We start from the raw sequence: 23,541 nt of genomic DNA, 5'->3' as shown, positions 1-23,541 counted from the left end.
AGCCGGGCCCGCAGTCCGTGCAGACACGCCTCGGTGAACAGCCGCTGCTCATCGGCCTCAGCCATCAGCTCTCTTGCCGCATCCTCCTGGCCGCACGAGAACTGTCCTTGCGCGTCCTGGCTGGCAGTGGGTTTGCGAGCCTAGCGCATGCGTAACTTATTTGATACGCTCTACGGTACTGGCAAAGGGAGAGGAAGGCAGCAATGACTACGGAGCATGGCGCTTTCTGGGACGACCTTGCCGAGGACTTGCAGGACCCTGAATTTCTCCGCCACTACGTTGTTGAGTCCATGCGTATCGCCACGATCGACCAGATCGTGAACGCGCTGGATGAGGCACGTGACGCGGCAGACCTCTCCAAGGCTGCACTGGCTCGGGCAATCAGTGCGGAGCCCGCCGCCGTGCGGCGACTGTTCACGGCGGGGCACGTCAATCCGACGCTGGGCACTCTGGCTGAAGTGGCAGCGGCGCTAGGGATGAGGATCACCCTTGAGCCGCTGCCAGCAGCTGAACGGAAGACCGTCACTGAGCCGCTGCTGGAAGGTCGTGCGGCAGATCCTCGTGCGCTCGCGAAGCACCTCAGCGAGCTGCGGCGTTCCAAGTCCCGCTCAACTGCCGCCGCCTAACCAGACGTCCAGTCACCGCGTCGAGCGGGGGTTGCGCTTCAGGTACTCCTCGCCCAGCTCCCGCACCGATCGGTAGTCACTCTCCGATAGGACGGTACGGAAAGGCTTGTCCAGCCCGGCAACGACGACCAGCAGCGGCTTCTCGCGTCCTTCCGCCTCGTAGTCGAGCAAGCAGAACAAGCGGTAGTGATGGCGGCCGGGCCCGTTTACGCGAACCTCGTACCAACCACCCATGTCTCCTTTCATCGCTTCCCAGTACCCACCGCCGGCGAAGCGCTTCGGGGGTGCAGCGGCAACCTCGGCAAGCACTGCCGTCATGGTCGCGCGTACCTTGGCTGGGCATACATCGCGCATGAATACACGCCCTGGAGCCGTCTGCAAGGGGTCGTCGTCAGGGTGGCGTTGGAAGTAGACGACCTGGTGAGCGTCGTCGCTGGAAGGACGGATCCGTACCTGTGGTTTGGCTGGGGCTCGTGGCGAGGACCGTCGACGGTCGCGTGGGTCTGGAGTCACAAGTCAGATCATTTCGCAGACGTCAACGCCACGGGTGCATTTTGCCTGATTACAGTCATTATCTCTGGGAGGGCCAGAAGTGAGGGCTGTCTTAACTCTCGCCTCTGGGAGTGTTGTTTGAGGTACGCACCCTGGTGCTGAAAGGCCAGGGTGCGGGCTCCCGGCTGGAGGGACGCGGTACTGGCGGGGCCGGGGGAGGCAGACGGGCAGCCGGTCGCTGCCCGCAATCGCGGGGACTCAGACGCCCAGTCCCGGTACCCGCCCCCATCCATGAGCAGCGCGATGGCAAGTCCACCGTCGCGCGATTCGAGGTAACCCGCTTTCACCGTGATGGTCTGCGGGGGAGTGTCAGTTGGGCATCGTCATCTGAACGTCAGTGGCGCAGGCTCAGTGACCTGGTAGTTGGCACTGACGGATGGTGCTCACCTGTTGCTGACATGAGTGGCGAAGGGCCATGTCATTCTCATGCCGACTGCTACAGACGTTTGGGCGGGGGCGCCAACGTGCCTGGTTGAACGTAAGGTACGTACGTGCGCTACTCGGTGTGGGACAAGGAGATCAGGAGCAACTTTGATCGCAGGCAGCTGACGCGTCAGCAAAGGAGCTTCCTCGAAGGGCTCTTGCTCTGCCTCGAACCAGGCGCCTACCTAAGCGACCATGTCTCCACCGCTAACAGCACTGTTGTTGCCCTGACGCGAGCGCACCAGGCACTTGCCGGCCATGCGGCAGGCGGACAGCCGAAACTCGGACTCCTCAAGCGGTGTCTGACCACTGCCGCCTCCACCGTGGCGGCAGGGCTGCCGGCCCACCAGGCCCTGGGAGGTGGGCAGCAGGCGACGCAGGCTCACACGCTGCTCGCCTCGATCCCCGGTCTACTGACCAGTGCGACCAGCAAGGCCACGGCCGCCGCATACGCTCCGCGCATCCAGGCTCACATCGCCCCTACGGCAGCCCACATCCGTACCTGGGTGACCTCCGTGTGGGACGGTCCCGTCCTTCCACCCGACGTGTTGGCACGAGCCCGTGGAGAGGTTGCCGCGCTCATAGTGCTGGATGGGCGAGATCCTCGCTCGCTGCACATTGATCTGATCCGCAAGGGATCCAGGGCTGTTCAGGACGCCGTATCGATCACTGCAGTGCTGTGGCCGCCCTCGCGCACTTACCGTGTCGCAGGACTTGTCCAAGGTGCCAGTCAACTCGAGCACCTGGACCAACTCCTCCCGGGATCACGGCAGAGTCCGCTCCTCGCCTCCCGCCCCGTCACTGTGGGGGCTCAAGAACTGACGGCCCGGGCTGCAGCCATCAAGGGGCCTGCAGTCATGATCGATCTGTCTGTGGCTGCCGCCGATGCGGCGACCGCTGTCGTCCGGGCGCGGCGTCAGATCAGCGAAGCGCTAGACCAGTACGCTGCCGGTCAGCGACTAGTCGACCTCACCCTTGGCCCTCACACCATCACTGTCGACGACGCCGGACGCCGAGAGTCGCACCATCTCACGAGCGTCTCTACGTCCGTCGCCCGCCCCCTCACCACCCACTGGCCCGTCTCCCTACGACCTGCCCTGCGCAGCGCACACCTGGCTGCCCGACTGGACGCTCCGATGGCCAGCTCCGCTCTCGCCTGGAGCGTCATCGATTCTCTGGACGTTGACTCCACGCAACTCGACCTCGTCGCAAAAGCCTGCGCTCTGCACTCCATCCGCCAGCTACTCATCGCCCTCTACCAGACAGTCACGAACTCGGCGCTCAACTACCTTCGCTCCGCACAGATGCGGCTGGCCAACGACACAAGTGACCTGGCCAAGCTGGAACGAGCAGTGGGGCGCACGCAGACGCTGGAACAACCCGCAGCACGCGCAGCGCACGCACAGCTGGCCGAGCAGGCCCGTCATGCACGGCAGCAGCTGACCCCTCAGGAGCAGGCGGTGCGGTCGCTGGAACAGACAGTGACCTCGCACGCTGCCGTGGTGCGCCGCGTCCTGCTGAAAGACGGCGACAATGGCCATCCCCTCCGCCTCACCAGCTGGAAACTTGATGTCAACGGCTGGCTCGACGTCCTGCTGCCCGCACGGGCGCAGACGGGACAAGACGTACGCGATGCACAAGCGGCGATCGATGCTCTGAGCCGGATGGCCGGCGGGTACGCCCAGGACACCCTGACACTGTGGCGTGCCCGCCTGGCTGACCCCAAGCTCCTGTCCGACTGGCTCCAAGACCAGCAAGACATCCATCATGCACTGCTTGAGTGGCTCTACGCCACACGAAACAGCGCCATCCACCGAGGGCAGTTCACGGCCCCAGCGGACGCTATGACCGCACACGCCGCACGAGGAGTCGTCGACATGTTGCTGGAGTTCCTGGGTAACTGGCACAAGATCCAGTACTCCCGAGGCGCGGCAGAAAGCGATGCCCTGAGCGTCATCCGCGATCTGGCCAACCGCAAAGACTCTCTGACCCATCACCTGGCCCAAGCACCGTCGTGTCACCCGCTCAACCTGGAGTCCGTCACAGGACCGGGCGTCGACTGCTGGAACCGCTCATAGCTCCTGCCAGGCAGGCGTTGATGTCGATGCCGCAACCGGCTGTCAGGCCGTCGAGGCGGGGCCACTCGACGCCGACGGCGACGGCACCGGCCTTCTTTACGGTGCGGGTCAGAGGCAGCAGCGGCTCGTACCTCAGGGGCAGGCGCGCAGCCAGCGGGGCGATGTCGCCGAGCATGGTGGCAAGGCCCAGCGGGATGTTGGAGAGCACCGTGAGCATCGACGCCCGGCTGATGGCCTCCATCACCGGTTCGGTGAACAAGGGCCTGACGACGGCGTTGAGGCGGCTGAGCAGTTTCTCCACGGAGCGGGGGCGGTCCGCGGCAGAGTCCCGGAAGAGCTTTTCCAGGTCGGCCAGCAGCGTGAACACGCTGGGGGAACGGAGGGCATCAGCAGTCCCAGGCTGTCGTTGACGACGGCCCGGCGGGTCAGCGTGTGTCCTGGTGTGGTGGGACCTGCACGTGCGGACCGGTGGGCCCGCCCTTGTTGCAAGTGCCCGTGCCCAGCGGTGATGATCCTGGCTGGGCGACTTGGATCTGTCAGCCCTCTACGTTGATGCCGAAGTCCGTGGCCATGCCTGCCAGGCCGGTGTTGTAGCCCTGCCCGACAGCACGGACCTTCCAGCCCGCTGCGTGCCGATAGATCTCCACGACGACGGAGACGGTCTCGCCCGAAGTGAAGGGTGGTGGCTCGAAGGACAAGCTGGTGCCCGAGGGCTGCGTGGTCTCCGCACGCCATGTGGCGTGCTGGTCGAAGACGGCCGTGGGCTGTGCTTCGAGGTCGATGCTGGCGATGACGGCCACGCGGTCGATGTCAGCAGGGATATGGGGCAGTTCCGCGGTGATGGCGGCTGTACTGCTGTGGACACCGTCTTGGTAGGGATGGTTGTAGAAGACGAGATCGTGGTCGCCGCGTACCTTGCCGTGGCTGGTGAGGAGTACGGCGGAGACATCGACGGGTACACCGGTGGTGATGATGCGCACCGTGACGGATTCGGCTTCCAGAAGGGCGTTGGCCCCCTTGCTCAGCGCCTTCCCGGCAGGCTGCGGGGCACCCAGGCGGTTCTCGGCTGCTTCCGCGTCCGGTGGTGTCTGCGAGGGCGGGCTGGTGTTGGTCAGCGTGGCCAGAGTGCGCTGGAAGACGGGCCAGCCTTCGGCTTCTCCCCCAGGCCAGGGCCAGGCCAGACGTGCCGAGCCAAACTGTTTGGGTGTGGGGGCTGTCCGAGGGCTTCGTGGAGTTGCAGGTAGCGCAGGCTTTCGACGGCCAGGCGGGTGAGTTGCCATTGCCGTTGAGCTTCCTCGGGCTGGTTCATGCGCAGGTCGTTGTCGACGGCAATGCCGCCGAGTGCGGTGTAGACGCGGCGGGCGAAGTCGTCCCCGTCGCCCGGCAGGAGACGGGCCGGGCGCTCCTGCTGGGCGGGTGCAGGCTCTCCGATCGCGGTGTAGAGGCCGCCGAGGTCGCCGCCGGTCCACTGGTTGGCCGTGGCGGCGGCGAACTGGGCGAACTGGATCAGGGTGGGCGGTCGGCCCTTCGCGGCCACGAACCGGTGGTAGGCGCGTGCGACGTCTTGCAGCGCGGTGCGCCAGCGCTGCTGCAGGTAGGTGTCGAGGTACTGCTCGGTCCAGGCGCGGCGATGGCGGGTGACGATGTCACGCACCCGCTCGAAGCCTTCCCGGCGGCTGCCGCTGCTGTGACTCATCGTCAGGGTGAAGGAACCGACGGCGGTGTCCACCGGGAGTTCACTGCGCTCCCTGATGATCGCCTCCTCCGGCCCCAAATGCTGCTCCGCAACGCGCAGCTCCTCGATCAGATCTGGCGCGACGGGGCAGTTGGCGGCACGCAGAGCGGCGAGGGGACGGCTGTAGTAGTCGGCCACACCGGACAGGGGAGTGCGGGAGTAGGGGCCTTCGCACACGAACCAGGCGGTGAGCGCGACGCCGTGCCAGAACTCCAGGGCCGGGCCGAAGGTTTCGGCCATCAACTGGTGGGGGCGTGGGTTGCTGACGATGCTCTTGGCGTGCCGCTGCAGCGTCACCGACTGCCACAGCCGGTCCACCTGCTCGTTGACAGAAGGGGGCAGCACCTGCCGGTACAGCTGCTGGCCGCGCTCGCCCGACTCGAAGGCCATGACCTCGTTGTCGACGAGCCCCCACAGCGACCGCATGCCGGGCCGTTGTGCGGCGTGCGCCTGGTCGAAGGCGGTCCACCAGCCGCGCAGCGCCGCCGCGCGCTCCTCGACAGGGGAGAGGGAGGTCGGGCCGCCAAGGAACGCCGCGAGCATCGCATGAATCTCGTGCTCCGGTATACCCGCCTCGGCCGCCATGCCGGCCGCCTGGGCGGACATCCCCACATACAGGCGCGGCTCGGGCAACGCGGTGATGACCTCCTCGTCCGGGTGCGGCGGCGCCTGAAGGTAGTCAAGTACGGCCAGCCAGTCGCCAGCGAAATAGCCGCAGACGACCCGCTGCAGGGCGCGCGTCAGAACTCGGCGCGCCAGGGCGGTGCCGGTCTTGGCCTTCTTAGCGAAGCCGGCCATCAGGGCCTGCATCTGCAGGCTGCGATAACGGGTGACGAGCTGCAGCGGATCCACGGCCGTAAGGGCGTCCAGGAGACGGAGGCGGGCACGTTGCTGTCCGGGCCGGTCCAACCGGTGCCAGCCGCCCCCGAAGCTGAAGATCTCCAGCGCCTCGTCGGAAATGCCGAGCAATCGGTAGCGCTCCTCGATGCCGGACCACAGCCGCTGCTGGTCGTCGACCGCCTTCGCCGGGCCAGCCGCCCGCACCTGGATCGGCTCGATCAGTGTCTCGAACAACGGAACCAGCAGCGACCACAGCAACACTGCCTCGGCCGCGCCGTCCACCAAGCTGACGCCGACCGAGCCGTCCGCGGCCAACGTCAGGGCATGGGCGGGCCGTTCGCGCACCAGAGATGGCAGGTTCACTGCTCCGGCTTTGAGTGACATCTTCTGCGGCAGGTACCAGGCACCACGCCGCTGCTGCTCCTGAAGACCGAACGCCTCAGCGCACCACGTCCTCTCCTGGACGGTAAGCCCCAACACCTCGACGCTGTCCGCTGCCTCTGCCCCTTCACCCCTGACCACCGAGGCCACCGGCCGCCCGGCCAGTGCCGCGGCCAGCAACCGGGCCGCGAGCGCGTCGAGCTGACCGAACCGCTGCTGCTGTCCGGCAGCCGCCTCCAGGGCAAGCAGGTCCTCGGGATGCGCGTCGAGAGCAGGCTCCCACCAGCGCGACAGGTCACTGGCCATCGGTCAGCCTCCGCATGCACTCGACGAACTGCTCAAACGGCATCGGAGTCGCGGTGTTCTGCGCATAGACGGCGTAGCGCTGCGCCATAAGCTGCATCTCCCGCTCCGCGCGCCGGGCCTCCACCCGGTCCAGGTCGTGCACGACCCGCTGCTCTACACGCCCCTGCTCGTACAGCACGAACGCATCGACCCCGCCCGGCAATGCACTGTCAGATGCCCCTTCCTCAGCGCCGTCACCGTCTGCGATGTCCGCCTCCAGCGCGCTGACATCGATCAGCGGCAGGTCGAGCAGCAGCGCGGGATCCATGTCGTTGTCCTCGCACATGGCCTCCAGATGGTCCTCGAGGCCGAGTTCGGCGTGGCAGACCACATCCAGGTACTGCTGCTCGGCTGCCAGACCGGGATGCCGCAGCACCCGCACCCCACGCCCGACGAACTGGTAGAACTCGCCGAAGCTGCCATAGGGACGCACGGGCACGACCACGGTGATGGGCGGGAAGTCGTAGCCCTGGCCAAGCATCCGCAACTGCACGATTCCCTGCAGATCACCCGCATCCGACTCGAAACGCCGCCGGGTGGCTTTGATCGCCGACGAGGACATGCTGTGGTGCAGCGTGGCACACGGAATGCCGTGCTCTTCGGCGATCCGGGCGATCTGCCAGGCGTGGGCCTCACCCAACGCCGCAAACAGCGCCCGGGGCTTGACGGGGGCCAGCAACTTGGCCTGCGCATCCAGACAGGCCCGCGTCACGGTCATCACGTGCCGGATCGAGGCATCGGACTGCGCGGTGATGCGGGCCATCTTCCGCTCGTCCCCGAGCGCGGCCAGCAGAGCTTCGCGGCCCACAATCTGCTCGCGCCGGCCGTCAGGCCACACCGCCTCGTAAACGGTCGCCGCCGCATCCGGCGCGAACCGATGCACCCGCAGGTTCTTCGCCGAACCATCCGCGATGGAATCCACCAGGCGGTAGCGGTAGACGACATCGGCGTCGATCGGCTTGCCATCCAGACGTTGGAAACACGCCGACATCAACAGCGTGCGCGCACCTCGGAAGTGGGCGAACAACCGCTGATAGGAGGCGCTGGCCGCGATGTGGGCCTCGTCGACGACGATAAAGTCGACATCCTCCGGCTCCAACTTGGCCAGCAGGTCCCCGTCCTTGTTACCGGTGCCCAGCGCGTGAAAGTTCGTCACCAGCACGTCCGCAGCCAGCATCCGCTGCCGGCTCACGCGGCTGATCTGCTCGTCGTCCGCGTCCAGGACCAGCGTGGCCGGCGGCCGGGCACCCGGCAACAGCGGACCGCCCGCCAGCCCGTACAGGACATTGCCCGGCACTCCCGGATCGAGCGCCTTGGCGAAGGTGCCACGGATGACCGAGCCCGGCGTCACCACCAACGCTCGCCGCCTGGTGAACGACAACGCAGCCGCCACCCCCAGCGCGGTCTTGCCGGCCCCGACCGCCATCACCGTGGCCGCATGCTGGCCGCCAGAGGCGTAATAGTTGGCCAGCGCAGCCAGGGCCTCGTCCTGGCAGGCCCGCAACGGCTCCCGGACGACCCGAGCACGCGCACTGGCGAAATAGGCCTCATCGGCCGGCGTCTGGACGCCCCGAGGCGGATCGGCCGCCCGCAAGGGATCGCCCACCATCTCCGGGACCTCGACACGCGGCGTGGCGATCACCAGCGGCGCCAGCACGGCATCCTGGCTCAGCATCGCCTGCAGCTGAGCCACGCAGCGTGCAGTGTCCAGGCGCACCGCGTCGTAGGAAAACCGCAGCACCGTCAGCCCTGTGGCCGCCAGGTCGTTCTGCCGCAGCCGGTCGTAGGTGAAGGCGGCACGGTCACTGTGGAAGGTGAACCCGTCCAACTCGACGGCCAGATGCAGCGACGCGCCTGCGATCAGATAGTCCAGCCGGTAGGTGCGCTCATTGACCGTCACCGGATACTGGCTGCGCACGTGGGACACGATGCCCCGTTGTGCGGCCGGAGTGAGCACCCAGCGCAGGAATGCCTCTTCCAGATAGGAGGCCGAGGGGATCAGCTGCTCCAGCCCGGCACTCACGTCGGCCCGCCAACCGTCGCCTCAAGAGTCAGTGCCCCGAGCTTCTCTGAGAGGCGGGCCACCGCGTCCTCACCCTGCCCGAACCGTCCCAGCCGCTGCGCCACGCCGAGGGCCTCGGTGAAGGCGCCCTCTCGCTCCAGCAGCATCACGAGCCGCGGAACGGATGTCACGTGCACAAACGTTGACGGGACGGGGCCGGACTCAAAGGAGATCGCCTGGGGAGCCGCCTCCATCAACTCCAAGTCCAGCAGCGCGAATACCTCAAGTAGCGCAAGTCCGTCAGGGTATGCGCGCCGCCCGCTCCACAGCCGGTCCACGGCGCTCTGCAGGACGAAGTGGTAGTCCATTGCCTCACCGGGAAGCTCCAGCGCCTCCCAGACCCGGGTGACCAGGCCCGCTCCGCTCGCCTCAACCGGCACATGCTGGCTGGCCGGCGTTGCCGACGTACTGCCCTCGGCGGACGGCCACATCAGTGAGCCGTAGGACTTCTCCGGACGGACATGCGCCGCCGCGAGCGAGTCACGGACGACTCCAGGACTCCCGGTGAAACGCATGCCGGGAATCGCTGCCAAACGCTCAAACCACCCAGCCACGTGCCCTCGCTCTTCCCGCTTCGGCGTTCACGCCACCCCAAGTCCCCATATCTAGTACGGCCAGCCGAACCGGAGCCACGCGCCCCGGTGCGTGCGACCTGCAGGGTCCACGCATCCTCTCGCGGACTCGCTCGCCCGAGTGCCAGATTCCGCGGAAAAGTCCGCCAACCGGGCGACGCCCGACTTGGCGCAGTCCGCACCACTGCGACGTGGACGCACGGGCCACTCAGCGGGAGGGAGACAAAGCCAGGTAACCCGCGCAGGCGCGGGAGCAACGAGCGTGTCCGCAGGATGCCGACGCGTGCCGTCAGGCAGTGCCAGGTCTGGTGACGGAGTTGGGCAGGGCTGAGACCATGCGGCGTTGAAGGGGTGCGTTCGACGTCGACTACGTTCCCCGGACGTCGCCGTGGCCCCGAAGCGGCCACCTAAGGACTGACCACCTTTCGGGCGAACGCCCCATGGGCGGCGGTTACCTCGATGCTTCTGCCACCATCACACAGGCCCGCTGGCCCTTCGGCCGTGCTGGATCCTGGGATGGAGAGAGACGCAAGGTGGTCCCGTCCCGCGTCGTGGTGTAGGTGATCAAGCGATTCGCGCTCCGGTACGAGGCTCCAGGGACCTTCGCCAGGTCCGCGGTCCATGAGGCGCCCTGCTGGGGGAGTTGAGCGCCCGGTTGCACGGAGCCACCGCCGTCGGCCTGCGGATTCCGGCGACTTGATCGGCTACACCACCCTGGCGGGACGCCACCCGCAAGGTGGCCAGAACAACTGCAACTCGCGGTGCGGACGTGGACGCGGTCGCTCTGCATAGGTCTGCAGACGCGTCGATCTCAGCTGGAGTGCCTCGATAGTGGGGTGCTGTAGCTGTTCTTGCACCGGCAAGAGCATGCGGGCCGCGGGCGGGTGAAGCCTGAGTCAGTGGAGTCTGTCCCGGCCGGCTTGATGCGCCGTCATGGCATGCCAGCAGAGAGGCCCGACGAGGCATTGTGAGGAGCGGCAACTCGTCCCAGTAGCAGGAGGTGAACACGGTGGCAGGCGAATGTGGCAGTTGGCATGGTCCATTCAGGGATTGCTGACCTCTTGCTTGCGGCGTCGGCGCAGTTCGCGTTGAGCCTGGGCGCGGGCGCATTCCCGGGAGCAGTACTTGACGCCGGTGGTGCGGTGTTGGCGGTATGCGGCGCGGCCGCGTTGGCGGACGAAGGCGCGGCCGCACTTCTCGTTGGCGCAGTGGTGGATGGTGGCGCCTTCGACGAGGTGGTTGTACAGCTGCAGGAACGCCGCGGAGTAGACGGTGGGGTAGCGGTCGGAGAGATCGCCGATGCCGATGCTGAAGCGGCCAAGGGCCCGGTTCAGCACCTCCTCCAGCGAGGTGAGTTCGGCGTCGATGAGTATCTCCTGCAGCTCCTCGAGCGACTGCGGCCAGGGCTGCTCGCGGTGCTGGGTCTGTGCTCGAAGGTCGGCCAGCGTCTCCTCGGTGACGTGCGGGCGGACGAGTTCCTCGAGCCCGCCCTCCTGCTGGCAGGCCAGCCATGTCGTGATCGCGTCCTGCGCGGTCCGCACGTAGATGGCCACCAGGTCGCGGTGGACACCGAACGGATGGGACTGCTGATCGCTGCCGGCTTCGGGGATGTCCTGCACCTTGTAGTACACCTCCTCGTTATCGAAGGACAGATCGTCCCGGTCGGCGCCGAAGAGTGGGCCGTAGGCCGACATCATGCGGGCTGCGCCCTCGAGGTCGTCGGCCGGCAGTTCCATCAGCTCGCGCAGGTAGAAGTCCTCGGGCAGCTCTACGAAGGTGCGGTCCTCAAAGGGAGCGGGAGTCCACAGGATCCAGTCGCCCTCCACGCGCACGTTCTTGATGCGTCGCGTCAGGGGCGGGATCGGGATGGTGGACCCAGGCCACAGCGTAGGACGAAAACGTGGGTCAACGTACTCCGGCATGGCGGTATCATAGCCGCTACGGTGGTAATACAACACAGTGGAGCTTCGTACTACGCGAAGTTGCGGCCGACAGGGAGGCGCAGGAGTGACCGACGGGCTGGCACGAAAGACCATCGGAGACCAGCACGAACGCACCGTGAAACAGGCACTTGAGACACGCGGTTGGACCGTCCACCCTTGCGGACAGGGCACCTACCCGGCACCGATTCAGCAAGCCCTGGGCCACACGCACTCGGCACTGCGCTACTTTCCCGACCTCATCGCAGCCCGCGGCAGCGAGCTGGTCACCATCGACGCCAAAGCCCGCATGCCCAGCACCTCGTCCCAGAACTATGCCATCTCCCACACGTGCGCCCTGGCAGGCCTGCAGTTCATGGGCGCTCATGCGCCCGTACCGCTGTACTACGTCCTGGGGGACCTCCGGGTTTTGACGCCCGCGGAAGTCCTTTACAACGCCTTCCACACGCTCCGGCCCACCAGTGGTGCCTACCATCTGGTCAGTAGCCGTCATGCGCTTCCCTTCGACGAAGTCTTCGGGACCAGCACCGCTTATGAGCGCGCCGCCTGAACCTCGACTGGCATGGACCGCAACCGCAGCTGCCGGATCGGAGCGCCCAGCAGCAGCGGCCGACGGCCCAGCGAGCGAAACGCCGCTCCACCCAGGGACTTGGGGACACCGCCACGGGGGCCAGATCTGCCGGAGCTCACCCTCCTGTCGTGTGATCAGGAGCAGGATGGTGGCGAAACGTTCGCCAGGAGAGGGGGGCCTGTGGAAGTGGGGGAGCGGTGGGCGTACCGGGTGGCGCCGCACCACGGACCGGTCGCGGAAGTCGAGGTCCTGAAGATGGCCACGCAACGCCCGCTGCGTGTCAAAGTCCGCTTCGGCGCGGAGGAAGCCGAAGGCAGGCAGGAGTGGGTGCCGCCGGCCCGGCTGCGTGTGGTCTGGCAGGACAAGGATGCCTGGCTGGCCCGCGAGGAGCGGTGGAGCGAGCTGACGCGGGACAGCCCGGACGACGAAGACACAGCATTCCGAGCGGTCGTCATCCTGTTCGACGAGCACCTGTGGGAGGGGCTGGTGTCTTTCGGCGTCAACTACCGTGACCGGGGACTGCTGTACGTCGACGATGTGCCCGCGCTGGCGACGCTCCTCGACGTGCCCGAGAGCTTCTTCTGTAGTGACCCGCGGGCCTTCACCGACACCGATGGTGCACTGACCGCGCCCTGGCCCACCACCGTTGAGGTGGCGCGGCTCCTGGCCCGCAGCCGGGCCGACCATCTCATGGCCGTCGTGGACCAGCACGAACGCCAGGCACGGCAAGCCGCGATCTACGGCCGCTACTACCGTGGCCGCGGCAAGAATTCCGGCACCCACATCAGCCCCGAGATCTGCGCAGAGGTCGATCGCAGCTCCCAACCCGCCTACGACCTGCTGCGCCAGTGGTGCGGCGCGGACGTTGTAGAGAGCTTCGAGGAACTGAAGGCGCTGCGTGATGAGGTCTTCCGCATCGGCCAGCTCATGGAGCAGGCCATCGGCTGTCTCCGCCAGGCCGGACAGGTCAGGGCAGCCGACCGCTTCGAGCGGGAACTCGGCATCCCCCTCGAGACGCTGCGCCATGCAGAGCGCGACGACTGACATCCGACCGTCCTGGCACCGACGACAGGAAGATTCCGTGGCCCGCACCAAGCTCAGCGAGCGCCAGCTCGACGTCCTGCGTCGCATCTGCCACGGCGAGAAACCCGTCACCTCCGACGACTCCGGCCTCACCACGACCGTCTATGCCCTGCGCGACCAGGGCCTGGTCGCCATGACCCGGGCTGACGGTCGCTGGAGCGCAGCCCCCACTGAGGCCGGCCGTCGACACCTCGCCCGCACCGACGCCTCGCTCGCCCCACGTTCGAACGCCGCTGCCCCCTCGACGGCCCCCGAGGCGGCTGAACTGATCACCAGACTCCAGCAAGCCGGCGGTACCCTGCACATCACCACCCCCACCCCGGACGAGCGCGCCCGCTGGCGCCGCGCCCTGCACACTGCACGCGCAGACCACCTGGTCCCTGACGGCCACCATCTCCGGCACACCGGACGCGACAAAGGCGACCTGGTCATCACCCTGCGCCCTGGGTCACCGCCGCGACGCTCCGCGCCCCCAGGCGAGTCCGTTCCAGTTCCCGAGAACTTGCCCCCAGAACGCCTGCACCCCGCAGCCGCCGCAGCACACATCCCGGCCTGCCCCGACTGCCAGCCCCGCGCCCGCCGCATCCTCCACGCCCTCTGCCACGCAGCCGAGGCCAACACCTACACGGTCAGCAACCCAGAGACCGGTTCAGCAGCCAGCCTGGTGATCACCATCGGCGACAGTTCCTTCCCGCTCTCCCTCCACGAAGGCTCCTACGAGGTCCCCGACCCCAGCAGCGCAAAATACGCCTGGCAACGCGTGACCGCGCGCACCACACGCCCATCCCACGAACTCGAGCTCAGCCTCGAGCACACCTACGCGCATCGGGGCCGGCGTACTCACTGGGGAGACCGGAAGCAGTGGAGCCTGGAAGACAAACTCCCCGCCCTGTTCAGAGAGATCGCTCACCGTGCACACACCGAGTACGAACGACAGCAGGCTCAACAGCGCAAAGAAGAAGAGACACGCCAACGCTGGCTGACCGCGATGCAACAAGCTCGCACCGCCCTGCTGGAAGACCATCGGCTGAAAGCCCTGCGCACGCAAGTGCAGGCATGGCAGGAAGCCACCGCCATCCGCGCCTACTGCGACGCACTCGAAGACCACCACGCCACCTCTGGCAAGGCCGAAGCAGCCACTGCCTGGGCGACCTGGGCCCGGGACTATGCCGACCGCATCGACCCAGTACCCCAGAACCCAGGGACACCAGAACCCCCGGCGATCACACCAGGGCGTGTCTGAAAGATCGTGTAAGTCCGTAATCTGACAGGCTGGCCGAGGCCCCCAGCCTTGGGGCCCGGCCAGCCGGGACGGACGGACATGACGGATTACAAGACCCCGATCGCTGAGACGGTCGAGGAGAAGCTGGTGGATGAGGTCGTCGAGCGGCTGATGGACCGCGCCGACGCCTCCGGGGCGGCGCTGCTGGGCGAAGGCGGACTGCTGACCGAGGTGACTCGCGCCGTGCTCGAGCGGGCGCTGGACGCGGAGATGACCGAACACCTCGGCTACGAGAAACACGATCCGGCCGGCCGCGGTTCGGGCAACAGCCGCAACGGCACCTCGGCGAAGACCGTGCTGACCGACGCCGGTGCGGTCACCGTGGCCGTCCCGCGGGACCGGGACGGCAGCTTCGAACCGAAGCTGGTGCCCAAGCACGCCAGGCGGCTCGCGGGCTTCAACGACCAGATCCTGTCGCTGTATGCCCGCGGCATGAGCGTGCGCGACATCCGCTCCCACCTCGCCGGCATGTACGGCGTGGAGGTCTCACCGGACCTGATCAGCAAGGTCACCGACGCCATTGCCGATGAGCTCACAGCCTGGCAGATGCGGCCCCTGGACCCGGTCTGGCCGATCATCTACATCGACGCCCTGTGGATCAAGATCCGCTCCGGATCGGTCGCTTCGAAGCCGGTCTACCTCGCGGTCGGCGTCGACATGGACGGCTGCAAAGACGTCCTCGGCCTGTGGGTCGGGAACGAGGGCGAAGGCGCCACAACCTGGATGACGGTCCTGTCCGAGCTGCGCAACCGCGGCATCGAGGACGTGTGCATCGTCGCCTGCGACGGGCTGAAGGGCCTGCCCGACGCGGTCACCGCGACATGGCCCAAGGCCACGGTGCAAACGTGCGTGATCCACTTGATCCGCGCATCGCTGCGGCTGGCGTCCAAACAGCACCACCCCGCGCTGGTGGCGTCGCTGAAGGAGATCTACACGGCGTCGACGGAACAGGCTGCCCAGCAGGCCCTGGACGACTTCGCCGCAGGCGAGCTGGGTCAACGCTATCCGGCGATCGTGCGGACCTGGCGGGCCGCCTGGAGCGAGTTCATCCCCTACCTCGCCTTCCCGCCGGAGATAAGGAAGGTGGTCTACTCGACAAACCTCATCGAGTCGATCAACGCCCGGCTGCGGAAGACCACCCGCAACCGCGGGCACTTCCCATCCGAGCAAGCGGCCTTGAAGGTGCTCTACCTCGCAGTCCGCGAGCTGATCACCCCCAAGGCACGCGATGTCAACCACGTCGCGGCACACTGGAAGAAGGCGCTGAACCAGTTCTCACTCTTCTTCGAGGACCGGCTCAACGTTCGGTGAACGACAAGGACTTACACAAAGTCCCTTACACGCCCTCACACCAGAAGACCTGCGCCCGTACCTGCGTGGCTGGAGCCCATACGAGCCCAAGCGGGGATGACCGCCTCAGTAGGGGCCGTGCGCATGCAGGTCATTGGATGCAGAGGATGACCCGCACGCCGTGCAGGTAGCCCCAGCCCGCTGTATGCGTGCCGGGTGCTCGCATACCAGGGGCTGGGGCAGGAGGCTTTCGCCGGATATCAGAAGCCGTATCTCAATCGAACGTGATCTCTTGATTCCTGCTGGTCAGGCATGGTTTCGCTCGGGTTGAGGGAGGCATGCCGACGTCTTGTGTCCGCTTCATGGTCGAGGGGTGCGCGGTGGCGTCGGTGCTGGGAATGCTGGAGGAGCGGGAGGCGGCTGCCCGCGTGCGGGTGGAGGGTCTGCGGGAGGAAGTCGCGCGGTTGGCTGCGGTGTTGGAGGCCGCGGAGATCGAGCTGGACCGGCGGGTGATCGCGCGGGAGGAACTGGTCGAGGCCCTGGCAGTCTCTGCGGCCGAGTCCACTGCCGTGACCATGACCGAGGCGGAGCAGAAAGCGGCGCCGTCGCTCGCGCCGGTGCCGGGCTCGACGGTGCCGCCCTGGCGGGAAGGGCTGCCGGTGACGGTTCTTGCGCCGGACTATCAGTGAATTCTGGGCGTGCTGGAACAGCAGCGATCCACGGGTCACGGGCCGCTTCGAGCCAAGGAGATCGCGGTGGAGCTGGGCCTTGAGGCGACGCCGGCGAAGGTCGAGGGGCTGCGGTCGAAAGCCCGGCGCCTGGCGGAGCGCGGCTGGCTCCTCCTGGAGGCGTCGGGGCATTCAGCGCCGGCCGGCGGCCCGTGGCCGCGCCAGACGCCGGCTCATCCGCGTGACCATCGACCACCGGATCATCGCCTCGCTGGTGGCGGGCAGGGTTTCGTAGTCCCGGGCCAGACGGCGGGAGTTCATCAACCATGCGAACGTGCGCTCTGCCACTCACCGCCTCGGCAGCACCACGAACCCGGTCATGTCGTCGGTGCGCTTGACGATCTCCAAGGTCAGGGCGAGTTCGTCCCGGCACCAGCCGACGAGGCCGCCGGTGTAGCCGCCGTCGGCCCAGACGAGGGTGATGTCGCGGTGCAGGCGACGCAGGCGGGTCAGCAGGCCGACGGCGGCGTCTCGGTCGCCGATGTTCGCGGCGGTGACCGCGACGGCCAGGAGCAGACCGAGGGTGTCGGTCACGATGTGCCTCTTTCGGCCCGGCACCTTCTTCCCGCCGTCATAGCCGCGTGAGGCGGCCGGCACGGTCGCGGCGGCCCGCACCGACTGCGCGTCGATGATCCCCGCCGTGGGCTCGGCCTCACGGCCCTCGCGCTCACGGACCTTCCCGCGCAGTCGGTCGTGGAACTCGGCGATCAGCCCATGCTCGCGCCAGCGGCGGAAGAAGGCGTAAACCCGGCCCCAGCCGGGGAAGTCCGCGGGCATCGCCCGCCACGAGATCCCGCCCGCGACCAGGTAACGGATCGCGTCCAGCAGCTGCCGGTGACAGTAGCCCTCGGGCCGTCCGCCCCGCCCCTGAAGCCAGGCCGGCACCGGCAACAACGGCCGGATGGCCGCCCACTCCGCGTCCGTCGTGTCCGACGGATACCGGCGAACCCGATCAGGATGATCGGCCGCGTTGCCGTACACGTGCGCGAGGCAATCGCACGACACGGCGGGCGAGTTGAAGTCAACGGGCTCGGGCGCGTACAACAACGACAACAGGGCCTCCGGGAACCGCTCGGAATGGGGTCGCACCCCCGAGCTACCAGGAGGCCCTGCCTTCATGCGCGTACCGCCGGAAGATCACCCGACCAGGAACTCCGTTCGATCCACACGTTCCAAGATCGGTTGAGATACGGCTTCTCAGCGAATGAGCCCGTCCTCTGAGGGGTGTCAGGCGATGTTCCTGTTCGCCTGGTACAGGTCGACCTGGCCGTCGTCGGGGCGGAAGGGGGTGCTGAACGGGCCGGCCGGGTCAACTCCCATGTGGTTCAGGCACTCGGTGATGATGAGGGCTTCTCCCGAGACGACACGCGGCAGCACGGGACGCCAGCTCTCCAGATCGTAGGTCTCCCCGGTCGCCCACTTGCTTCCTTCCCGAGGCAGGACCATCCACGAGTTCAGCTGGTGGCATTCCAACTGGTCCCAGATCGTGTCGGCGACTCCGCCATAGAGCCCGGGCACGCACGCCTGGATCGCGTGCCACTGCTCGACGACGGCATCGCGGGGGTTGAGAGCGGCGAAGGCGTGCCAGCGGGCCTCGTGCGTAGGGGTGAGGACGACCTGGAACTGGCCGTCTGCCCAATGGGCGACTTCGATCTTCTCGACGTACTTGCTCGGACCGCAGTAGGGGTAGGGAGCAGCCTCCGCTGACGGTGCCAGAGCCGTGAAACCGAACGCCGTCGTCAGGGCCGCGATCCATACGGCTGGCTTCCGGCCCGCGCGGCGAAGGCGTGTTGCAAGGTTCATGATCGGGTGAGGTCCCCTTCTTGCAGTGGGCCAGTGCGGCCCCTGTGGCGGCTGGACGACTCCAGCATGACGGCGGGATTCGGCTCCCACCCTGTCCTGCGGGCTCAAAAGCCCAGATCGGACAGCCTGTCGGACGCTTGTGAGCATGTGAACTCAGGGGCAGGGCGGGGCGTAGGAACGGTCGGGGGGAAAGTACTTGTCCCATTCCTCGGGGGTGAGCGGGTCCCCTGTGGTGCGGCAAATCAAGGCGGTCGCCTCAGTGACGTCGGTGTTCCAGATCCAGGCCTTCTTCTCGGCACCCCCGGCGACCAGAGTCCGTGAGCGGGGCTTGTAGCTGACCGGGTACACGGCGTCGGTGCTTGTGCGGAGAGTCGCCCATACGGTGGGGGACCGGCGATCCTGCAGATCCCAGAGCCACACCGTGCCGTCGGTGGCGGTCGCGGCCAGGAAGGCGCTGTCGCTGGTAAAGGAGAGGGCGGAGACATATCCCTCCGGCCCGGTCAGCGGTTGCCCGATGGCTTCGGGACGGCCGGGCTCGGTGACGTCGTAGAGCCGGACGGTGCTGTCGGCCAAGCCCACGGCGAGTAGCGAGCCGTCCGCACTGAACACCGTTGAGAAGACGTAGTGATTGGCGGGAGTGATGGGTGCGCCGTACGGTCGGGGCTTTCTCGGGTTGCTGACGTCCCAGAACCGAACCGTCTTGTCTGCGCTGCCGGCGACGAGGAGTCGCCCGTCCGGACTGAACCTGATGTCGGTCACCATGCCGTCGAATGGGCCGGGCTCGGCGAGCTCCTTCGGCCGCTCGGGTGTGCGCACATCCCACAGGCGCATGCTCCCGTCGCGCGCTCCGGTGGCCAGGGTGGTGCTGTCTGGGCTGAAGGCCAGAGCCTCGACCTGTTTGGAGTGGGCTTCCAGCGGCGGACCGAGCTCTGACAGCCGTGCGGGGGTGGCAACGTTCCAGAGCTGGACGGTTCCGGATCTGCCGCGGCCCTCGGCGAGAAGACGGCCGTTGGGGGCAAAAGCGACAGTGCCGGAGAACGTGTCCGGGTTGGAGACGGCCGGCCCGAGACGATGAGGGCTGTGTGCCTGGGTGACATCGAAGAGTTGCAGGTCGGCGCTGCCGATGGCCAAAGTTTTGCCATCGGGGCTGAAACGCGCCGCGCTGACGATGTAGGCCATGCCTTCCAGGGTCGGAATGTTCACGGGCCAGAGCCGAGCGGTGCCGTCGTTCGCCCCGGTGATCACGCTCTTGCCGTCGGGGCTGAACTTCACCGACGTGACGGGGGCCGGGTGCGGAAGCGTGGCGATGATCCGACGAGAGGCGAGGTCCAGCAGACGGATTCCGTTGACGCCGTCGGAGCTGGCGATTGCGAGTGTGGCGCCGTCCGGAGAGAAGGCGACCGCGTTGATGTAGCTTGTCGCGCCGCCGATCGGCTTTCCTTCTGCGCGAGGGCGGGAGCCACTCGTCGACCAGAGATGGACCAGGTTGTCGGCGCCGCCAGCGGCGAGCAGCTTTCCGTCAGGGCTGAAAGCCAGCTGGCCAATCGCCTTCGTCGTTCCCGGGACTTCCACCGGGTCAGTGGGTCGGTCGGGGCTGCTGATGTCCCACAGCTGCACGGTGCCGTCGTCGGTGCCTACCGCGAGCTGTTGATTATTGCGGAAGGACACCGACTTGGCCGGAGCCGCATCGTCGACACGTACCGCTGCGCTCAACGGCTGCACAGCGGAGCCGGTGACCGACCACAGCCGGATGCTTCCGACGGCGACGCCGTCGGCCTCCGGCTCGGCGATGGCAGCGGCCATCAGGCCGCCATCCGGGCTGAAGGCGACTGAGTAGACCTTCGCGCCCAGGCCGCGCAGGGCCGGCAACGCGACCGGAGCCTTCGGGTTACGCGTGTTCCACAAGCGGATGGTGCCGTCGTTGCAGGGACCGGCCAGCAGATCTCCGCTGGGAGAAAAAGCCAGCGCGTAGAACTTGCGGCAGGTGGAACCGGGCAGGGCCGGAAGCGGTGCGGGGTGACCTGCGTCGGCCAGGTTCCAGAACCGAACCGTGCCTTCCACAGCAGCGGCGGCGACCGCACCCCCCGGATGAATCCCGACCGCATACATGATGCCGCTGTCCTTGCCGCCAAGCATCCGAACGGCCGGCGGGAGAGCCGTCGCTTCGATCAGAGCCGAGCGCGCTTCGGTGGTGGGGGAAATCTGGTATGCGGCCAGCGCCAGCTGGCGGGCGAGGTTGACGTCCTTGTGGCGCAGGATGCTTGCCTGGCTGGCCAGGGTCCGGGACTGCGCCTCATCACGCTGCTGCTTGAGGTCGCTCTTCTGCCAGGACACCACCACGGCCAAGGTACCTGTCAGCATCACCAGAACAGTCAACGCGGCGATCGTGCCCCACAGCCGCCGGGTTCGTTTCTGAGACTGCCTGACGGATGCGTCGATGAATGCCTGCGACAACTCGGTGACATCTGCAGGATAGTTCGTACGCCAGGCCTGTGCGCTTTGCAGCCGGCTTGCCGAGTACAGGTCGGACACCGGCCGCTTCGCCTGATCCCAAGCGCGCGCATCGGCCACGACCTGCTGCGCAACCAGGCGGCTGCCGCGGTCGGCGTCAAGCCACACCCGCAGCGTCGGCCAGGCGACCATCAGAGCCTCGTGCGTGATCTCGACGGTCGTGTCGTCGATGACGAGCAGCCGTCCTTCCACGAAGCGATCCAGCACAACCTCAAGCTCCGCCTCCTCGCAGTTGACCTCGTCGAACAGATCATCCTGGGAGATCTGGCGGCGGGTAGCGGTACCGGAGTGCTGCACGTGCACGAGACTCAAGAACATCTGCCGCGCGATCTCCTGCTGACGGGGAGACAGGGCAGCATAAATCTCTTCAGCGGTGACCCGCAGCGCGCCCTCGACGCCGCCGACCGCCCGGTAGTTGGCTTTGGTCATCTCGCGGCCACCGCCGCGCTCCCAGGTCATCTGGAGCGCATGGGAGAGCAAGGGCAGGACGCCGGTCTGGTGCGCGAGTCGGCCTCCACGTGCGGAGATGTCTCCCAGGACCAAACCGGCGAAACCGGCCTCTGGATTCACTTTGAAAGCGCGAGCGGGCATTTCAATGATGGCAGTCAGGTCCGTCTCACCGATCGGCTCGACGAAGACGGGAGGTCTTCTGTCCGCCCCCGCTGGCGAAGGAGCGCTCTGCAGGGCAGCGTTGAGGAAGTCAAGCCGCACACTCAAGATCACAATTGCGGCCGTGGGTACGGACGTCATCGTGCGCAGAACGGCGTAGAAGGCTTGGAGCCGCTCGTCGCTGCCGGGACCGTCCTCGGCGCTGACCAAAGCCCGTTCGAACTGATCGATGATCACGACTACCCGGCTGTCTGCGTCTGGCGCTGGTCCCCCGCCGGGGCGTGCACCACGCCCGAGGGTGACGATCTGCTGCATGAGGGCCTCGACCGCCTGCGGCCCACTGTGCAGCGCCCCGGTGACCTCTGCAAGTTCCGCCTCTGCGCAGGAAGCCATTGCCTTTGCGAGACTGTCCAAGGGGTCCGGTTCGTCGCTTTCGGCAATCATGCTCACTGTCGGCCAGTCGGCACTGCCAGGTAACTTGCCAGCGCGCAGGGCCGGAACGACGCCGGCCTTCAGAAGCGAGGACTTGCCTGTGCCGGAAGCGCCGGTCAGTAGGATCGTGCCTCCCTTGCCCCGTACAGCCTCCAGTTCACTCAGAACGCGCTTGACGAGCAGCTCCCGACCGAAAAAGACCTGAGCGTAGTCGGAGTCGTAACTCTTCAGACCGCGGTAAGGCCCGGCGATCGACGGTCGCTGACGCCAGGACCGCAAAGCGCGGGCAGCCTGCAGCCATGCCTCCAGATCAGCTTGCTGGGTCACCCCCAGTTTCTGCAGCACGAGCCGGAATGCCGGCTCGTTGGACTCCGATACAACCCCCCCTTTCCCCCAGTGCTCGATAGTCGAATGACTGACCGGATGGTCCTCCGCGCATGACTTCTGCAGCATCCGCAGAGAAATCCTCGCCCGACTGCGCAATCTCGTGAATGCCTCGCCGAAAGCGAACGGATCTTTGCAGTCCTCGGCAGAGGGTGACATCGGTGCCTGCGGCGGAAGTTCGCTCACGGGTCTCCTTGATAAGCGGCACCCAACAACTGACCAGACCATACTGCGCGATACCCGCCGCTTGCACTGCGGGGCCGTCCGATTCGTTGTCCGATCTGCTGTCCGCGCCGGCGGCAGCGCAGTCAAGGAGATCTAAAGCATATGCTCCTGGTTCGTGACATGTGACAGGAGGACCGCCGTCGAACCGGGAGACAGGTGTCCCGCACGCGACATCTGCACCACCCGATGATCGAAGTCCAGTCCTTTCTGGCCGTCCCTGCTCCTTTTTTGATCCGCTGGAATGGTCTTCGTGTGCGAAATTGATCCATGCGGGCAGAACGTCGCTGTCCGGTTGGATGTCGCGTGTGCTCAGCGTGAATGAGTTCAGCCGTCCGATCCCGGGAGACTCTGCCCATCCGGACAGTTCCACCCATGCCATCAGTCCACCGCTGCACATATGTTGGCCTGGATCCCGGTATCGATTGCCGCACGAGCCCTCGGGACGTTCTGCGGCTGATGCCCTACGACAGGTGCGGCGCCGACGGTCACGCACCTGATCATTCCCCTCGTATGCGACACATCAGTCACATACTGATGGCTCTTAGGAGGCTCATGGTGGCCAACTTGTCACGTGTTACGGAGAATGCATGTCCAGCCCACTCCGTTCCGCCGGTCCGCACCGTCACCTGGCCGCAGGTCGTTCAGACTCTCAGCGTGCTGCTCTTCACAGGCTGGATGCTTACCCAGGGCTTCGACTGGTACCTGGCCCTACTGACCGCTGGCGGAGCCGTAACGGTCGCCACCAGCCTGTCCCGCGTCCCGCGCGGCATCGTCCACATGGCACGGGTCCTTAGCCAAGACGCGGGACAGCCCTGAGTAGAGCGGCCTTCAACGCACGCGACGACCAAGATCATCGCGACCCGGCAGGAGTTGTACCTGTGCCCGACTGGCACAACTTCTGCAGTGCCCTGTTCTCAAGCGGAAGACTCCACGGCCGGCCCCTTCGGTCCGTGAACCGCACCGGAGTCTGCCTGCTCCCAGCATTCCCTCGTGACGCCCGTGTCGCGCATCAGCGCAGTCAGCAGGCATCACAATGGACTTCCGTTCACGGTGGGGCCGCGGCAGGCAG

Annotated in this window: 16 protein-coding genes and 1 pseudogene; 7 read left to right on the top strand and 10 right to left on the bottom strand. The window is 66.8% G+C overall.

Features of this window, described 5'->3' with window-relative positions; translation table 11 throughout:
* Positions 1-203: 203 nt before the first annotated feature.
* Entirely contained in the window at positions 204-626 is a 423-nt protein-coding gene (locus GSY65_RS00320) for a helix-turn-helix domain-containing protein (protein WP_159765144.1), read from the top strand.
* 12 nt (positions 627-638) lie between these two features.
* Here GSY65_RS00320 and GSY65_RS00315 read toward each other — a convergent pair whose 3' ends face one another.
* Positions 639-944 carry a hypothetical protein gene (locus tag GSY65_RS00315; RefSeq protein ID WP_201452420.1) on the bottom strand — a complete coding sequence of 102 codons (306 nt, stop codon included), beginning with the start codon at positions 942-944 and terminating at the stop codon, positions 639-641.
* Between the two features lie 725 nt (positions 945-1,669).
* Between GSY65_RS00315 and GSY65_RS00310 the strand changes: the two genes are divergently transcribed.
* A complete protein-coding gene (locus tag GSY65_RS00310) occupies positions 1,670-3,679 on the top strand; it encodes a hypothetical protein (protein ID WP_159765142.1) in 2,010 nt (669 codons plus the stop codon).
* On the opposite strand, the gene GSY65_RS00305 is transcribed toward GSY65_RS00310, so the two are convergent.
* The 6 genes from GSY65_RS00305 to GSY65_RS00285 all read right to left on the bottom strand — a co-directional run bounded on the left by GSY65_RS00305 (position 3,642) and on the right by GSY65_RS00285 (position 11,536).
* Positions 3,642-4,046, bottom strand: coding sequence for a hypothetical protein (locus GSY65_RS00305; protein ID WP_159765140.1), 405 nt, complete (start codon positions 4,044-4,046; stop codon positions 3,642-3,644). The genes GSY65_RS00310 and GSY65_RS00305 overlap by 38 nt on opposite strands.
* Positions 4,047-4,215: 169 nt before the next feature.
* Positions 4,216-4,659 carry a TerD family protein gene (locus GSY65_RS33480; protein ID WP_236579634.1) on the bottom strand — a complete coding sequence of 148 codons (444 nt, stop codon included), beginning with the start codon at positions 4,657-4,659 and terminating at the stop codon, positions 4,216-4,218.
* A gap of 131 nt (positions 4,660-4,790) precedes the next feature.
* Positions 4,791-6,941, bottom strand: coding sequence for a stress protein (locus GSY65_RS00300; RefSeq protein ID WP_236579633.1), 2,151 nt, complete (start codon positions 6,939-6,941; stop codon positions 4,791-4,793).
* Positions 6,931-9,003, bottom strand: coding sequence for a DEAD/DEAH box helicase family protein (locus GSY65_RS00295; RefSeq protein ID WP_159765138.1), 2,073 nt, complete (start codon positions 9,001-9,003; stop codon positions 6,931-6,933). The genes GSY65_RS00300 and GSY65_RS00295 overlap by 11 nt, the downstream gene beginning before the upstream one ends.
* A complete protein-coding gene (locus GSY65_RS00290; protein ID WP_236579631.1) occupies positions 9,000-9,575 on the bottom strand; it encodes a hypothetical protein in 576 nt (191 codons plus the stop codon). Before GSY65_RS00290 ends, GSY65_RS00295 begins: the two co-directional genes overlap by 4 nt.
* Before the next feature lie 1,082 nt (positions 9,576-10,657).
* Positions 10,658-11,536 carry a hypothetical protein gene (locus GSY65_RS00285; protein ID WP_201452419.1) on the bottom strand — a complete coding sequence of 293 codons (879 nt, stop codon included), beginning with the start codon at positions 11,534-11,536 and terminating at the stop codon, positions 10,658-10,660.
* Between the two features lie 85 nt (positions 11,537-11,621).
* Here GSY65_RS00285 and GSY65_RS00280 point away from each other — a divergent pair, with 85 nt between their 5' ends.
* The 5 genes from GSY65_RS00280 (at position 11,622) to GSY65_RS34595 (ending at position 16,469) form a co-directional block, all read left to right on the top strand.
* Positions 11,622-12,104 (top strand): hypothetical protein, encoded by a 483-nt coding sequence (locus tag GSY65_RS00280; RefSeq protein WP_159765134.1) that lies wholly within the window; start codon positions 11,622-11,624, stop codon positions 12,102-12,104.
* Positions 12,105-12,305: 201 nt separating this feature from the next.
* Positions 12,306-13,169: a hypothetical protein gene (locus tag GSY65_RS00275; protein ID WP_159765132.1), complete on the top strand. Its 864-nt coding sequence runs from the start codon at positions 12,306-12,308 to the stop codon at positions 13,167-13,169.
* 37 nt (positions 13,170-13,206) lie between these two features.
* On the top strand, positions 13,207-14,451 hold the full coding sequence (locus tag GSY65_RS00270) for a hypothetical protein (protein WP_159765130.1): 1,245 nt from the start codon (positions 13,207-13,209) through the stop codon (positions 14,449-14,451).
* 78 nt (positions 14,452-14,529) lie between these two features.
* Positions 14,530-15,801 carry an IS256 family transposase gene (locus GSY65_RS00265; protein WP_159765128.1) on the top strand — a complete coding sequence of 424 codons (1,272 nt, stop codon included), beginning with the start codon at positions 14,530-14,532 and terminating at the stop codon, positions 15,799-15,801.
* A 359-nt stretch (positions 15,802-16,160) separates the two neighbouring features.
* Positions 16,161-16,469 (top strand): hypothetical protein, encoded by a 309-nt coding sequence (locus GSY65_RS34595; RefSeq protein ID WP_443043180.1) that lies wholly within the window; start codon positions 16,161-16,163, stop codon positions 16,467-16,469.
* A gap of 171 nt (positions 16,470-16,640) precedes the next feature.
* Here the strand turns inward: GSY65_RS34595 and GSY65_RS00255 are convergent.
* From GSY65_RS00255 to GSY65_RS00245, 3 genes and pseudogenes are all read right to left on the bottom strand, one after another.
* Positions 16,641-17,489: pseudogene (locus tag GSY65_RS00255) on the bottom strand (IS5 family transposase).
* A gap of 246 nt (positions 17,490-17,735) precedes the next feature.
* Positions 17,736-18,311, bottom strand: a complete 576-nt coding sequence (locus GSY65_RS00250) for a hypothetical protein (RefSeq protein ID WP_159765126.1) — start codon at positions 18,309-18,311, stop codon at positions 17,736-17,738.
* Between the two features lie 153 nt (positions 18,312-18,464).
* Complete coding sequence (locus tag GSY65_RS00245; RefSeq protein WP_159765124.1) at positions 18,465-22,433, bottom strand: NACHT and WD repeat domain-containing protein; 3,969 nt, start codon at positions 22,431-22,433, stop codon at positions 18,465-18,467.
* Positions 22,434-23,541 lie beyond the last annotated feature (1,108 nt).

Origin of the sequence: Streptomyces sp. HM190 (genome assembly GCF_009857135.1) — a bacterium.
GTDB classification, from domain to species: Bacteria; Actinomycetota; Actinomycetes; order Streptomycetales; family Streptomycetaceae; genus Streptomyces; species Streptomyces heilongjiangensis.
The sequence above is the reverse complement of the archived record's forward strand: the minus strand, read 5'-3'. Positions and strand labels throughout refer to the sequence as shown.

Coding starts and splice junctions, on each gene's coding strand:
- GSY65_RS00315 (WP_201452420.1), bottom strand. CDS start 944: ATGACGGCAGTGCTTGCCGAGGTTGCCGCTGCACCCCCGAAGCGCTTC.
- GSY65_RS00265 (WP_159765128.1), top strand. CDS start 14,530: ATGACGGATTACAAGACCCCGATCGCTGAGACGGTCGAGGAGAAGCTG.
- GSY65_RS00250 (WP_159765126.1), bottom strand. CDS start 18,311: ATGAACCTTGCAACACGCCTTCGCCGCGCGGGCCGGAAGCCAGCCGTA.
- GSY65_RS00300 (WP_236579633.1), bottom strand. CDS start 6,941: ATGGCCAGTGACCTGTCGCGCTGGTGGGAGCCTGCTCTCGACGCGCAT.
- GSY65_RS00320 (WP_159765144.1), top strand. CDS start 204: ATGACTACGGAGCATGGCGCTTTCTGGGACGACCTTGCCGAGGACTTG.
- GSY65_RS00285 (WP_201452419.1), bottom strand. CDS start 11,536: ATGCCGGAGTACGTTGACCCACGTTTTCGTCCTACGCTGTGGCCTGGG.